Annotated in this window: 14 protein-coding genes; 6 read left to right on the forward strand and 8 right to left on the reverse strand. The window is 67.3% G+C overall.

Translation table 11 applies throughout. The annotated features are described in order from the left end of the window. Window positions 1–19 precede the first annotated feature (19 nt). From MNOD_RS12950 to MNOD_RS12965, 5 genes are all read left to right on the forward strand, one after another. Entirely contained in the window at window positions 20–577 is a 558-nt protein-coding gene (locus tag MNOD_RS12950; protein ID WP_015929348.1) for a 2,4'-dihydroxyacetophenone dioxygenase family protein, read from the forward strand. After that, window positions 577–705, forward strand: coding sequence for a hypothetical protein (locus tag MNOD_RS49940; RefSeq protein WP_015929349.1), 129 nt, complete (start codon window positions 577–579; stop codon window positions 703–705). The genes MNOD_RS12950 and MNOD_RS49940 overlap by 1 nt, the downstream gene beginning before the upstream one ends. Further along, the gene (locus tag MNOD_RS12955; protein ID WP_015929350.1) at window positions 702–1,427 is read left to right on the forward strand and encodes an SDR family NAD(P)-dependent oxidoreductase; all 726 of its coding nucleotides are present in this window, start codon (window positions 702–704) and stop codon (window positions 1,425–1,427) included. Before MNOD_RS49940 ends, MNOD_RS12955 begins: the two co-directional genes overlap by 4 nt. A 9-nt stretch (window positions 1,428–1,436) precedes the next feature. Next, complete coding sequence (locus tag MNOD_RS12960; RefSeq protein WP_015929351.1) at window positions 1,437–2,234, forward strand: IclR family transcriptional regulator; 798 nt, start codon at window positions 1,437–1,439, stop codon at window positions 2,232–2,234. A gap of 906 nt (window positions 2,235–3,140) precedes the next feature. Further along, a complete protein-coding gene (locus MNOD_RS12965) occupies window positions 3,141–4,316 on the forward strand; it encodes a DUF2382 domain-containing protein (protein ID WP_043748637.1) in 1,176 nt (391 codons plus the stop codon). A gap of 201 nt (window positions 4,317–4,517) precedes the next feature. Here MNOD_RS12965 and MNOD_RS12970 read toward each other — a convergent pair whose 3' ends face one another. The 8 genes from MNOD_RS12970 to MNOD_RS13000 form a co-directional block, all read right to left on the reverse strand. Then, entirely contained in the window at window positions 4,518–5,546 is a 1,029-nt protein-coding gene (locus MNOD_RS12970) for an alpha/beta fold hydrolase (RefSeq protein ID WP_015929353.1), read from the reverse strand. Window positions 5,547–5,601: 55 nt separating this feature from the next. Then, window positions 5,602–5,775 carry a hypothetical protein gene (locus MNOD_RS46460; RefSeq protein ID WP_015929354.1) on the reverse strand — a complete coding sequence of 58 codons (174 nt, stop codon included), beginning with the start codon at window positions 5,773–5,775 and terminating at the stop codon, window positions 5,602–5,604. 86 nt (window positions 5,776–5,861) lie between these two features. Beyond that, window positions 5,862–6,074, reverse strand: a complete 213-nt coding sequence (locus tag MNOD_RS12975) for a DUF6494 family protein (protein WP_015929355.1) — start codon at window positions 6,072–6,074, stop codon at window positions 5,862–5,864. 332 nt (window positions 6,075–6,406) lie between these two features. Beyond that, window positions 6,407–7,162, reverse strand: a complete 756-nt coding sequence (locus MNOD_RS12980) for an SDR family NAD(P)-dependent oxidoreductase (protein WP_015929356.1) — start codon at window positions 7,160–7,162, stop codon at window positions 6,407–6,409. Between the two features lie 29 nt (window positions 7,163–7,191). Then, complete coding sequence (locus MNOD_RS12985; protein WP_015929357.1) at window positions 7,192–8,019, reverse strand: SDR family NAD(P)-dependent oxidoreductase; 828 nt, start codon at window positions 8,017–8,019, stop codon at window positions 7,192–7,194. A 39-nt stretch (window positions 8,020–8,058) separates the two neighbouring features. After that, window positions 8,059–8,394, reverse strand: a complete 336-nt coding sequence (locus MNOD_RS12990) for an NIPSNAP family protein (protein WP_015929358.1) — start codon at window positions 8,392–8,394, stop codon at window positions 8,059–8,061. Between the two features lie 45 nt (window positions 8,395–8,439). Further along, complete coding sequence (locus MNOD_RS12995) at window positions 8,440–9,678, reverse strand: ABC transporter substrate-binding protein (protein WP_015929359.1); 1,239 nt, start codon at window positions 9,676–9,678, stop codon at window positions 8,440–8,442. A 60-nt stretch (window positions 9,679–9,738) separates the two neighbouring features. After that, on the reverse strand, window positions 9,739–11,448 hold the full coding sequence (locus tag MNOD_RS13000) for an FAD-dependent oxidoreductase (protein WP_015929360.1): 1,710 nt from the start codon (window positions 11,446–11,448) through the stop codon (window positions 9,739–9,741). Window positions 11,449–11,684: 236 nt separating this feature from the next. On the opposite strand from MNOD_RS13000, the gene MNOD_RS13005 reads away from it, so the two are divergent. Next, window positions 11,685–12,632, forward strand: coding sequence for a helix-turn-helix domain-containing protein (locus MNOD_RS13005; RefSeq protein WP_015929361.1), 948 nt, complete (start codon window positions 11,685–11,687; stop codon window positions 12,630–12,632). Window positions 12,633–12,777: the final 145 nt, after the last annotated feature.

Raw genomic sequence — 12,777 nt, forward strand, 5'->3', positions numbered from 1 at the left:
ACAAACGAGGAGACGCTCGATGAGCGAGACGGCATCGTCCGCCGATCCGGCAGATGGGCTGGATGCGGCGACGCTGAAGCGCATGCCCTATCAGTTCCCCCAGCCGAAGGAGGGTCTGCCCGACCTCGTGGTGGCTCCGGCCATCCCGCAGGACGATCGCATCTGGGTCCCGCAGGCCGAGAACGTCTGGTTCCGGCCGCTCTGCCTGAACGTCTCCGCCGGCTACTGGATGAATCTGCTGAAGGTCCGCAAGTCCGGCATCCTCAGCCGGCACCGCCACCCCGGCCCCGTCCACGCCTTCGTGCTGAAGGGGAGCTGGCGCTACCTGGAGCACGACTGGATTGCGACGGAGGGCTCCTATGCCTTCGAGCCGCCGGGTGAGACCCACACGCTCGTCGTGGACGAGGGGGTCGAGGAGATGATCACCTATTTCCAGGTCAATGGCTGCATGTACTACGTCGACCCATGGGGGCGGCACACGGGATACGAGGACGTCTTCACGAAGATCGAGATGTGCCGGAAGCACTACGAGGCGATCGGCCTCGGGGCCGATTACGTGGATCAGTTCATCCGCTGATGGCGGCTTCTTCGCATTTCGATCTCGCAGGCCGGGTCGCGATCGTGGCCGCAACCGCCTACCTGCTTCTGGTGCGCAAGCCCCTGGAAGGCGTCGAGACTCTGGCCCCGACGGAGCGCCTGGCATGACTTTCGAACCCAACCTTCTCCGGGGCAAGACGGCGATCGTCACCGGCGGGACCACGGGCATCGGCGCCGGCATCGTGGAGGCGCTGAGCGGCCTGGGCGCCCGGGTGGTCGCGGTGGGGATCGGGGCCGCGGCCTACCGCGCGCCCGCCGGGGCCGACGTGGTCGCCCGCGAGCTGGACGTGACGGACGATGCCGGCGTCGCGGCGCTGGTGGATTCCTGCGAGCGGATCGACATCGTGGTGAATTGCGCCGGCATCATCCGGCGTGTCGAAGAGCATCAGCTCGACGTGTTCGAGCGGGTGCTGGCGGTCAATCTGACCGGGACGATGCGCGTCTGCACCGCGGCGCGAAGCAAGCTCGCGGCGAGCAGCGGATGCATCGTCAACACGGCGTCGATGCTGTCCTTCTTCGGCGGGAGCTTGGTTCCGGCCTACAGCGCCAGCAAGGGCGGCGTGGCCCAGCTGACGAAATCGCTCGCGCTCGCCTACGCGCCCGACGGCATTCGGGTCAATGCCGTCGCGCCGGGCTGGATCGCGACGCCGCTGACGCAGGCCCTGCAGGACGACCCGGCGCGGTCGCAGCCGATCCTGTCCCGCACCCCGCTCGGCCGCTGGGGCACGCCGCACGACGTGGCGCAGGCGGTGAGTTTCCTCGTCAGCCCGGCCGCGAGCTTCATGACCGGAGTGATCCTGCCGGTTGATGGCGGATACCTCATTGCCTAGAAGCTTGCGATGCTTTCCGAGACACCGGACCGCAAAGGCGTTCGACCCGAGATTCCGGGCACGGCGGCCTTCACCAAGTTCATGCGGGTGCTCCAGGCCGTGGCCGACAGGCCGGACGAGATGACGGTCGCGCGGCTCTGCCGCAGCACGGAACTGCCGCGCGCGACGGTGCACCGCATCGCCGCCGCTCTCGTGGCGGAGGGCATGCTGTCCGAAGGGGACAACGGGCGCCTGCATCTCGGCCCGCGGCTGATCAGCCTGGCCTTCCGCTCATGGGATGGATCGCTCCTGCGTCAGGCTGCGCAGGAGCACCTCGTCCGCCTCCGGGACCGCCTCGACGAGACCGTGCATCTCGCAGTGCATGACCGCGGAGAGATGGTCTACATCGACAAGCTGGAAAGTTACCGCACGGTACGCATGGCGTCCCGCATCGGCACGCGCGTGTCGCTCCATTCCAGCTCGGTGGGCAAGGCGTGGTTGGCAACCCTGCCGGACGAGGAGCTGAATCCCCTTCTGGAGCGGGCCGCCCTGATCTCCCATACGCCCCACAGCATCACCAGCATCGACCGGTTGCGCGAAGAGATCGCGGCGACGAGGATGCGCGGCTACTCGCTCGATCTGCAGGAGAACGAGCTGGATATCTGCTGCTACGGCAAATCCCTCCAGGGTCCGCACGGCAAGGTGCTCGGCTGCATCAGCGTCAGCCTGCCGCGATACCGGTTCGAGAGCATGCGGCGCGAGACGATTCTCGAAGCCATGCAGGATTGCGTCGACGGCATTGCGCAGGTCGCCGGGCGCCATCCGTAGCAAGGCACCACGGCTCGACACGCGGGTGTTCGACGCAACCGGAGACGAGGCGGGATCACACGGATGGACGCCCGTCATCGCCAATGTCAGTGGAAGCGGGCAGCGCGCGCCGTTCGTCCAGTCCGACCAGCCGGTCGAGTCCGGAAAGGACAAATGGGTCAGGGCGGCCTTCTACGGCGTGGCGCCGAGCCCTGAAGGAGACGTGATCTGGGGTCAGTCGATGGGGCCGGGCTTCTCGCGCATGGACCAGCCGAGCCTGCTCATCCGTCTCGTTCCCGGCTCCGATCCGAGCCGGACAGCCGTTGCGGAGCTGTTCCAGCCGCCGGAGGGCAGCTTCGGGGCGCGCGGCGTGGACGTGGACTCGAAGGGCGTCGCTCGGACGGTGCTCTCCAGCGGGCATCTGGCGAGCTTCGACCGCCGCAAATGCACCGGCCGGCTGGACGGGGGCCGGATGCGGCCACGGGCCGGCATTGCTTCGAGGGCTGGACCCTCTACCGCTTTCCCGGGCCGCAGTTTCGCGGCACCGACCCGGCGGGCAGCGCGGGATCACGCCTGCTTCCAGGCAGGTTGTAGGCAACCCGTTCACGCCCGAATGAGCGGCAAACCAGACAAAAACCGACGCCGGAAATTTTTACAGAACCGCACGGACAGGTCTCCGGAACCGTTTCGCATCCCAGGCCGTTGCTCATCGCGATGCAGCATGAAACGCTATGCTGCAACGGGGCCGTCCGAATGGCTGCCCGTCTTCTGTCATCGTCAACAAGCCACCAACAGGCGGGACGATAGATGGCGGAGCTCCTGCACTCGATCCTCTCGTAGACCCTGAGAGATCTCGGGTCCGAGTGGAGGGGTTATTACTTGCGTTCTGCGTCGGCGATCCATTTCCTGCATCTCACGGGGTTAGGCATGACGACCATCAGGCAGCTGATCCAAACCAGCCCAGTCAGAGCGAACGAGCTTCTTGCGCGGCTCGCCGAGACCTCCGACAACGCGGTCAAGACGAGAGAGCGGTTGCTTGAAGGGCTCAAGTCCGAGCTGGAGCTCTCTGCCCAGCTGGAGGAAGAGCACCTGTTTCCAATCCTCCGGAAGCACAAGGAAACGAGAGACCTTGTGGCTCAAGCGCTCAACGACAACAGGCAGGTCCGCAAGCTTTTGGCCGAGCTTGAGCAGACGCCGAAGGGGAGTGAAGAGTTTGCCCCCAAAGTTGCCGAGCTGAGAAAGGTTTTCCAGCAAAGTGTGCGCGATGAGCGGAAGGATCTGCTCCCGGCGGTGATGAAGGCGCTCAGCGACGAGGAGGCACAGGCCGTCGTCGAGAAGATCGAGGACGGCAAGGCCGAAATCGAAGAAGCAAGGCGCGTCGAGGCTGAACAGCGTCGCGCCGAGCAAAGACGCGAGCGTGACCAGGCTGACGAGGAGCTGGCCGAGCAAAAGGAGGCCGCAGATCGCGAGCGGAGCTTCAGAGAGACCTCACGGCAGGCTGCAGAGCAAGTGATGCAAACAGCTGAAGTCGTGGACGAGAGTTCCCGCCAAGTGATCCAGACTGCAGCTGAGGGCGTTCAGCGTGCTGCCGCTGCGCCGATCAGCTCGGGTTCTCTGTTCTGGGATGCGATGTTCGGCATGTGGAGCCTCCCACAGAGGGGGTCCTTGGCGCGGCCGGCAAGTGCCCCCGGGTCCACCGCCCGGCAATCCACCCACGAGGAGGAAGTCATCCCTCTCGCGGAAGAGACGCTGATCGTCGGCAAGCACACGGTGAACAGCGGCACGACCACGGTCCGTCGCTATGTCGTCGAGATCCCGGTCGAGCAGAAGGTGACGCTGTATGACGAGAGGGTTGTGGTTGAACGGCGCAAGCCGGCCACCGATGCCGTAACGGGCGAGGCATTGACCGAGCTCACCGTTGAGATGGTTGAAACATCCGAGGTGCCGCTTGTGGCCAAGGGCCTCAAGTTGCGAGAAGAGGTCGTCGTCCGTCGGGAACGCACAAAGCGTATCGAAACGGTGCGCGATACAGTGCGGCGCGACGAGATCGAGATCTCGAACACGGGCGAGCGCGCAAACAACAAGCGGGCCAAAGTGGCCTAAAGCCGCGCGTAATCTGCCAACCTTCAATGTGAGCGGATCGCGGTCGACGAATCGACCGCGATCCCTTCCTGTTTTTCCGACGGCAGGAAATTGCTGCCGGAAACAGCGTTGTTGATTGCGTGACGAGGCCGCGTGCCGTAAACGCAGTCAAATGGGAGAAGGTTTGTCTCAAGAGATCGTGCGAGTCCGCCAGTCCGCTCACTAAAGCCATTTCAGGCTCTTGCTCGTGAGCGCCATGTGACCGTCGATCGCCCGCGCGATCTTGGCCCTGGCCGAGTAGTGGATCATGTGGCCCTGTCCGGGCAGCATCGTCAGCGTGCTTCCGGCCAGTTCCTCGTGCAGACGGCAGGACTGCTCGTGAGGGTCGACGATGGCGTCCGCGTCGCCCGTCAGGATCGCGACCGGCAAGCGCAGCTTGGCGTAGTGCGGCTGAAGCAGAGTCGCAGCCGCGTTCATGGTCGCGGTATCCTCCGCGCTCGCGCGAGCCTGCGTAGGATGGATCGAGATCGCGACCGGGAACCGTGCCGTGAAGCGAGCTGGAACCGGCTGCGGCTTGAACACGTGCCGGAACACCTGCGGGGCGAGCAGATGTCCGAGTGACCCCGGCATCATTGCACGCGCTGCGTCTCCCACCCCCGGCAGGGCGAGGGGTGTTATCAGGGCCACATCGGCCCGTCGGCCCGGATAGTAGTATCCCGACAGGAGGACCAACCCCCGCAGGTCGCGCCGCATTTGCGTGGCGAGTGCGAGCGAGACGATGGTGCCCCAGGAATGTCCCACGATCACGGGCCGATCGACGTTGAGGCGCTCCAGCACGCGCCGAAGAAGCTGTGCCTGGGCCGAAGCCGTCCAGACACGGTGCCTCGGACGGTCCGTGTGACCAAATCCGGGCCGGTCGATTGCGATGACGCGGTATCGCTTGGCAAGCTGGTCGACGAGTCCGCAGATGACGAAATCCTCCGCCATGGTCCCGTTGCCATGGATCAGCACCACGGGCCGACCCTTGCCGCGCGCGATGTAATGAACCCGCAGCCCGTCGACGTCGACGAATCGCCCCGGAGGTCTGCTCGACTGCTCGTGCTTGAGCGCCTGCACGGCCTTTCTGGTCTGCCGAACAAGCTTGCTGCCCTGGCGGAGAGCGGCCTCATTGAGCTTGACCGTGGACTTCAGGAGCTTGGAGGCGCCCGCGGAGACACGCCGAGAGGCGCGCCGTGAAACGAACCGGAACAAGTCGATGCCTCCAAGCTGTGCCTGTGTCTCAGAGATGGGGCAGCGACCTCGTTCCTCACCTGCCGCGCAACACCTCGACCCACTGCTCGACCGGCTGCGCTCCCGAAAGGGCCCATTGGCCGTCGGCGATGAAGAACGGCACGCCCGCGACCTGGATCCGCCCGGAACACCAGAGCTCGTTGGCGCTCCATCCGTATCGGCAGGCCTTCGGAGGCCCCTTGAGCGGCATGCGAGGAGCTGGGCTGACTGAGATCAGCCCGGCATCAGTCGCCCGGGTTCCATTCGTGAGCGTTGGCAGCGTGACGCGTGGCCGCTCTACGGGTTGGGATCGGCGTCGCCTTCCAGTGCGATCGTTCGCTCGACCGTGTGCTGGAGCGGTGCGTTCTCAGCCGTAAGTGTCATGCGCAGCTTCAGGGTGTTGCCGGACACGAGGCCGTCCCGTGCAACGCGCTCGATCTCTCGCTGAGACGTGACTCCGACCTCCTTCAGGAACTTGCGCAATTCGATGTTGAAGCGATCCTCGTCCATGGTGCCTCCTCCTCGGCTTCGGGTTCCGGGCGGACCTCCGCTTCAGGTCCGGTCATCGGGTTCTCGATGCTGCCCACCGCGTGCTCGATGTAGCAAGGCCGTCCGCCAGCGTGATCCTCATCTCGACCTGCCCGGATGTCACCCCGGGCGTCACGGTCGCGCCCACCACTAGAGCCGCCGACCTGATTGCATCCGGTCGGCGGCTCTCAAGCTTTGACGTGACGCGCTCCCTGACGCCGAACCGGCTCCCACTTCGGCGGGGAGCGCTCTAAGGCAGCTGTGCTGCGCCGACGAAGCGATGTCCACGCCTGGAGCGGCATCCGCCGACCGGCCTAGGAGGCCGATCCGGCGTCTCCGAATGCGCTCCAGCCACCGTCCACGCTCAGCACCGCACCCGTGACGTAGGACGCCGCCGCCGAGCACAGGAACCAGGCAGCCTCGGCGATTTCGGCAGGATCTGCGAGCCGGCCCATCGGGATCCGGCGCTCCAGGCGGGCGCGGTCGATGCGTCCTTCCGCTTCGAGCTTGGCCACCAGTGCGGTGCCGACATAGCCTGGAGCAATCGCGTTGACGCGGATGCCCGATCCCGCCCACTCGCAGGCCATGCTCTTCGTCATCGCCACGATCCCGGCCTTGGCGGCGCCGTAGGCATTGCGCCGCGGCAGACCGGTCAGCCCCGCGATGGAGCTGACGTTCAGGATGGCGCCGCCTCGCCCGATCATCGCGCGAGCGGCCTCGCGAGACGCCATGAACGTGCCGTCGAGGTGGACCCGCAGGATCCGATCGAAGGTCGCGACGTCCTGCTCCAGGGTCGGCCGGTGGCTGTCCCCGATGCCGGCATTGTTCACCAGGATGTCGAGACGCCCCATCCGGGAGAGCGTCGCCTCGACCATCGCGACGGTCGAGGCCTCGTCCGACAGGTCGGCCCGCACCGCGGCGTGATCCGTCCCGAGAGCAGCCGCGCGGTCGCAGGCCCGGGCGCCATCGATATCGGCCAGCATGATGCGGCATCCGGCCTCGGCGAAGCGCCGGGCCATCGCCCAGCCGATCCCGTCCGCGGCACCCGTGATGAGGGCGACCTGTTCCATGGCGGAAAGCTCCTTATCAAGCGACCCGGTCACGCCGGCTCGACGGAGGGACCGGCCTCGTAGCCAGGCCGCGGGATCAGGTTCATGAGGACGCGGCCGAAACCGCCATCGACCGTGATCTCGTCGCCGTTGACGTAGGCCGCGCGGTCGCTCGCGAGGTACAGGACGGCGTCCCGGACGTCCTCGGGCGCACCGATGCGGCCGAGCGGCACCACGGCGCTGCGGCGCTCCCTCACGCCGGGCGCGTCGTAGAAGGGCTGGCTCAGCGGAGTCACCACCAGCCCAGGGCTCACGACGTTGCTGCGGATTCCCGCAGGTCCCCACTCTGCGGCGAGCTGGCGCGACAGCATGACGACCCCAGCCTTGCTGACGCTGTAGGCCCCGCTGAACCCCTGCGCGTGGCTGCCGGCGATCGAGGAAACGTGGACGATCGCGCCGCCGCCCCGCTCGCGCATCTGCCGTCCGAAGACCTGCGCGCACAGGAAATAGCCGGTGAGATTGACCGACAGGAGCGTGTTCCACTCGGAGAGCGGCAGGGTCGCGAGGGGGCCGGGCCGCAGCAGCGCAGCGTTGTTGACCAGCACCGCGCAAGGCCCGAGCGCCCGCGCCTGTTCGGCCGCCGCCTCGACGCTCCCAAGCTCAGCCACATCGCAGGCGAGCGCCAGCACCTCGGCACCGCGCCGCTCGGCCTCCTCGCAGGTCCGTGCCATCGCCTCCGCCCGACGATCGAGGAGGACCAGGCGGGCGCCCGCCTCTGCGAAGCCGAGCGCGATGGCGTGGCCGAGCCCGCCGCCGGCGCCCGTCACCACACAGACGCGGCCTCGCAGGTTCAGCCAATCGGAACCGGTTTCGGTCATGACGAGGATGCTCCCGAGAGGGTGTGAGCGGGGCGGCGGTCAGCGGCCCCCGAGGGAGGGCAGCGCCACCCGGCGGATCAGTCGGTTCTCCTGGGCGGTGATCAGATGGGCGGAGGCCTGAAGATAGGCCGGCCAATCCGGGTCCCTGTCCCGCGCGGCGTGCCGCGCCTCGAACTGGCCCATGTCGTCGAAGCCCCAGAGGTGGACGACCTGGTTCAGAGGGCCGACCGCGCTGGTGAACATCCCGAGCGGTCGGCCCAGATACTTGAGCTGCACCGGCATGGCGAGCCGGTCGAAGACGTCGAGGAACTCCGCCATGCCGCGCAGGCGGATGGTGTAGGTGCGCAGATCCACGATTGCGGCGTCGTAGGTCATGGGAAGCTCCTCTCGCGTGACGCTCGGGCGGCCATGCCGCACGGCTCAGGACCGGCTCAGCACGCAGCCGCCCTCGGCCAGGGGCCGGAACGCCTCCTCGGCCGGCATGGTCGAGACGAGCTTGTAGACGTCGCCCGCGCCCCGGCTCTCCTCCGGCTTCTTCACCTCGAACAGATAGGCCGGGTGGATCTTGCGCCCGTCCTCCCGGATGCTGCCGCGGCCGAAGGCGTCGTCGTCGGTCGGCATCCGCTTCATCAGCTCGACCACCGCGCGGCCGTCGGCCTTGGCCCGTGCGACGCCGAGTTCCTTGACGGCCTTGAGGTAGTGCAGCACGCCGGCGTAGTCGCCGGCTTGGCTCATGTTGGGGAAGACGCCGCTTGCGAGCCGGGGCTTGACCCGGCCCATGAAGCTGCGGGTGCGCTCGTTCAGGTCCCAGTAGAAGGTCTCCGTGAGCGACAGCCCCTTTGCGACCGGCAGGCTCATGCCAACGACGTCGGTGATATAGCCCACCATCGCGGCAAGCCGCACGCCGCCGCCCTCGATGCCGAATTCCTGCGCCTGCTTGAGGCAGGCGATCAGCTCGCTGCCGGAATTGGCGAAGGCGATCACGTTGGCACCGCTGCTCTGGGCCTGGAGCAGGTACGAGGAGAAGTCCGCGGTGCTGCCGAGCGGGTAGCGCACGGAACCCAGCACCCTGCCGCCCGCCGCCTTGACGAACTTCGTCGCGTCAGCCTCAGCCGCGTGGCCGAAGGCGTAGTCGGCGGTGATGAAGAACCACCTGTCGCCGCCGACGCGCACGAGCGAGGTCGCAGTCGAGTGGGCAAGGCACCAGGAGTCCCAGGACCAGTGCACCCAGTTCGGGCTGCAGCTCTTGCCGGTGAGATCGGAGCTGCCGGCCGTCGTGATCAGCGCCGCCTTCTTCTTGTCCTCGATGATGCCGCGGGCGCCGAGCGCGATGGAGCTGTTGCCGACGTTCTCGATCAGGTCGACCCCGCCACGGTCGAACCATTGGCGGATGATGGTGAGGCCGACATCCGGCTTGTTCTGATGGTCCGCGACTAGGATCTCGACCCGGATGTCGGGATTCTGGGCCATGAACTCGTCGGCGGCCTGTTGCGCGCAGGCGACCGTGGTCGGCCCCGAGACGTCGCGGTAGACGCCCGACATGTCGGTGATCACGCCGATGCGGATGGTGTTCGCGGCCTGCGCCCGTGTCAGGCATGAGGGCATCATGGCGAGCCCGGCGAGGCCGGTGCGCACGAAGGCGCGGCGGTCAAGGATCATGGCGTGTCCTCCCGGTGGTTCTGGTTCGTCTCGTCCGAAATGCGGAACGCCCGCAGCCGCTCAGGCTTCGGCGCCCGCGAGGTGGCGTCCGGTGATGAAGCCGAAGGTCATGATCGGCCCGAGCGTGATGCCGGCACCCGGGTAGTTGCCGCCCATGATGCTGGCCCGGTCGTTGCCGACCGCGTAGAGCCCCGGAACCGGCCGCGCATCGGAGCGCAGCACACGCCCGACCGTGTCCGTGCGCAGGCCGTCGAAGGTGCCGAGATCCCCCATGATGAGCTTGAGCGCGTAGTACGGCCCTCGGCGGATCGGCGCGACGTTGGGGTTGGGCTTGTTGTCGGGATCGCCGAGGAAGCGGTTGAAGGCCGTTGAGCCGCGGCCGAAGGCGGGATCCTCGCCTCGCTCCGCATCCCGGTTGTAGGCCGCCACCGTCGCCGCGAGGCCATCCGGGTCGATGCCGGCCGCCCGTGCCAGTTCAGGCAGCGTCCGGCCGGTCTTGAGGAAGCCGTTACGTGTGTAGAGGCTGACCGGCACCGGCGCCGGCTTGGCGTAGCCGAGGCCGTATTTGCGGATCGTGGCATGGTCGCAGATCAGCCAGGCAGAGGTCTCACCCTCTCCCTCGCCATCGCGGATCATCGCCGCGCCGGTGTCGTGATAGGAGTTGGATTCGTTGGTGAACCGGCGCCCGTGCCGGTTCACCGCGATGACGCCGGGCTTGTAGCGGTCGACAAGGTGGGGGAAGACGCCGGTCCGACCGCCGCCGAGAGGCACCCGCGAGACCGGCATCCAGGCCGCCGCGTTGGAGAAGCGGATCTCGAAGGCGCCGCCGGCGGATTCCGCGAGGCGGATGCCGTCGCCGGTATTGCCGGCCGGTGTCGGCGACAGGTGCTCGGCCCCCCGGGCAACGTGGGGATAGGCCTTCGCGATCCGCGCCGCATCGTGCGGGAAGCCGCCGCAGGCGAGCACGACGGCCCGGCGTGCGGTGATCCGGCGACGGCCTTGCGCGTCGCGCACCATGACCCCCGTCACCCTCCCATCCGTCACGCTCAGTTCCTCGGCTGCCGTGCCGGTATGGATCGGGATTCCGAGGTCGAAGGCGGTCTTGGCCAGCCGCGCCGCGAGCGCATTGCCGCTGGTGATCTGGACGCCCCGTCGGTGGACCGCGAGGTCCTTGAGATGTCGGGCGAGGCGCCGCGCCACGTAGACGGCCGAGGTCAGGGAACGGGTGGCGCGGAAGAAGTGCTTCAGATCCTCGTTCGACGAGTTGAACATCATCCCGATGAAGGTGATGGTCTCGAGCGGCGGCCGCAGGCGGGCGATCTCGCGCCCGAGCTTGCGGGCGTCGAACGGGGCGGCCGTGATGGAACGACCTGCTTTCGCCCCGCCCTCGACGTCCGGATGGTAGTCGGGGTAGCCCGAGAGCACGAACTTGACCTCGGTCTCGCGCTCGAAGAACTCGACCATGCGTGGGCCCTGGTCGAGGAACGCCTCGACCGCGTCTTCGTCGAAGGCGTTGCCGACCTCGTGCCGGAGATAGGTTCGCGCGGCCTCGCTTGTGTCGTGGAGACCCGCCTCGACGGCATGGGGATTGCCGGGGATCCACAGCACGCCGCCCGAGAAGGCGGTGGTGCCGCCGAAGAACGGCTCCTTCTCGATCACGATGACGTCGAGGCCGTGCTTGTGCGCCGTGATGGCGGTCGAGAGACCACCGGCGCCGGAGCCGACGACGAGCACGTCGCAGGCGAGATCGCTGGCTGCGGAAGCCGCCATGGTGTCATCCTCTCACAGGCTGCGGCGTAGCCGTGCGTGCAGGGCCCGCGGTCCACCCGCGAAGACCTTCCGGCGATTGCGGCTCGCGCCGTCTTTCCTCCCGGCCGTCCTGCGGCATTGGCCACGACGGCTGATGCCCGCAGGCTAGCGGAGAGGTCGCACGAGGCAATGGACAGAAGCCGCGATCGCTTGCACTTTTTCCGCGAATGCCCATCCCGGATGCATCGAGGAGAATCATGGCCGATCCGGCGCCGAGAATACCGGTCGAGCGCTATCTTCTGTACGGTGAACCTGTGCAGAGCGTCGAAGCGCGCTTCCTGCACGTCGAGCCGATCCGCCTGCGCAGTGGCAGGCACGAGTGGACGATCGCCCCTCACGCCCATGCGGACTTGCACCAAATCCTGCTCGTCACGCGGGGCGGCGGGGTGATGCGCGCCGAGGCTGAGCGCTACTCGATTGCGCCGGCGGCACTGCTGATTGTCCCCGCCGGATCGATCCACGCCTTCGACTTCACCGCCGGCACCGACGGCTGGGTCGTGACCGTGGCGGACACATTGGCGGGCGAGGTGGCCAAAGGCGAAGCCAGCATCGTCCGCCTCCTGAGGCAGGCACGATGCGTCAACACCCTCGATGGCAAGGAGGCCGATGCTCTGTCGGCCGCCTTCGTGGACCTGTCGCGGGAGTTCGTGTGGTCGGCACCTGCCCGGATGCTCGCCATCGAGGCCGAGTTGATTCGGATCCTCGTGGCGGCTGCCCGCATCGTGGACGCACGAAGTCGGGAGGACGCTTCGGCGCCGGTCGAGGCCGAGTTGATCGCCCGCTTCCAGCAACTGATCGAGCGGGACTTTCGCAAGGCCCAGCCGGTCTCGTCCTACGCGCGCCGGCTCAACGTGACCGAGGACCGCCTGCTGGCTGCCTGCCATCGGCGGTTCGGCCAGCCGCCGAAGGTGCTGATCCAGCGGCGCGTGCTCGTCGAGGCGCAACGCTGGCTGATCTACACGACGATGCCGCTCGCGGAGATCAGTCACGCGCTCGGATTCCGCGATCCCGCCTACTTCTCCCGCGTGTTCAAGCGGAAAACCGGCGAGACACCCCAGGCATTCCGCTCCTCACGCACCGGATCAGCCCTATCCGGTCAATGGATAGGATCAACTTTGGCGAGCGGACGACCGCGGCTCTCCTGACTTGCCGAGCCCCCTCAGAGGCCGGCGGCGGCGCCCGCTATGCGATCAGCCGATTCGGCATGCAGCGCCGCGAGCAGCTCGGCCGTGGGGAGGATTGCGTGGGCGTAGGTGGACCCATTGAGCTTGTGGGGCCCCACACGACTGA

Source organism: Methylobacterium nodulans ORS 2060, assembly GCF_000022085.1.
GTDB classification, from domain to species: Bacteria; Pseudomonadota; Alphaproteobacteria; order Rhizobiales; family Beijerinckiaceae; genus Methylobacterium; species Methylobacterium nodulans.

Bases quoted from the DNA above. Each gene is read 5' to 3' on its own strand.
- MNOD_RS12950 (WP_015929348.1), top strand. From the start codon at position 20: ATGAGCGAGACGGCATCGTCCGCCGATCCGGCAGATGGGCTGGATGCG.
- MNOD_RS49940 (WP_015929349.1), top strand. From the start codon at position 577: ATGGCGGCTTCTTCGCATTTCGATCTCGCAGGCCGGGTCGCGATCGTG.
- MNOD_RS12955 (WP_015929350.1), top strand. From the start codon at position 702: ATGACTTTCGAACCCAACCTTCTCCGGGGCAAGACGGCGATCGTCACC.
- MNOD_RS12960 (WP_015929351.1), top strand. From the start codon at position 1,437: ATGCTTTCCGAGACACCGGACCGCAAAGGCGTTCGACCCGAGATTCCG.
- MNOD_RS12965 (WP_043748637.1), top strand. From the start codon at position 3,141: ATGACGACCATCAGGCAGCTGATCCAAACCAGCCCAGTCAGAGCGAAC.
- MNOD_RS46460 (WP_015929354.1), bottom strand. From the start codon at position 5,775: ATGCCGCTCAAGGGGCCTCCGAAGGCCTGCCGATACGGATGGAGCGCC.
- MNOD_RS12975 (WP_015929355.1), bottom strand. From the start codon at position 6,074: ATGGACGAGGATCGCTTCAACATCGAATTGCGCAAGTTCCTGAAGGAG.
- MNOD_RS12980 (WP_015929356.1), bottom strand. From the start codon at position 7,162: ATGGAACAGGTCGCCCTCATCACGGGTGCCGCGGACGGGATCGGCTGG.
- MNOD_RS12985 (WP_015929357.1), bottom strand. From the start codon at position 8,019: ATGACCGAAACCGGTTCCGATTGGCTGAACCTGCGAGGCCGCGTCTGT.
- MNOD_RS12990 (WP_015929358.1), bottom strand. From the start codon at position 8,394: ATGACCTACGACGCCGCAATCGTGGATCTGCGCACCTACACCATCCGC.
- MNOD_RS12995 (WP_015929359.1), bottom strand. From the start codon at position 9,678: ATGATCCTTGACCGCCGCGCCTTCGTGCGCACCGGCCTCGCCGGGCTC.
- MNOD_RS13000 (WP_015929360.1), bottom strand. From the start codon at position 11,448: ATGGCGGCTTCCGCAGCCAGCGATCTCGCCTGCGACGTGCTCGTCGTC.
- MNOD_RS13005 (WP_015929361.1), top strand. From the start codon at position 11,685: ATGGCCGATCCGGCGCCGAGAATACCGGTCGAGCGCTATCTTCTGTAC.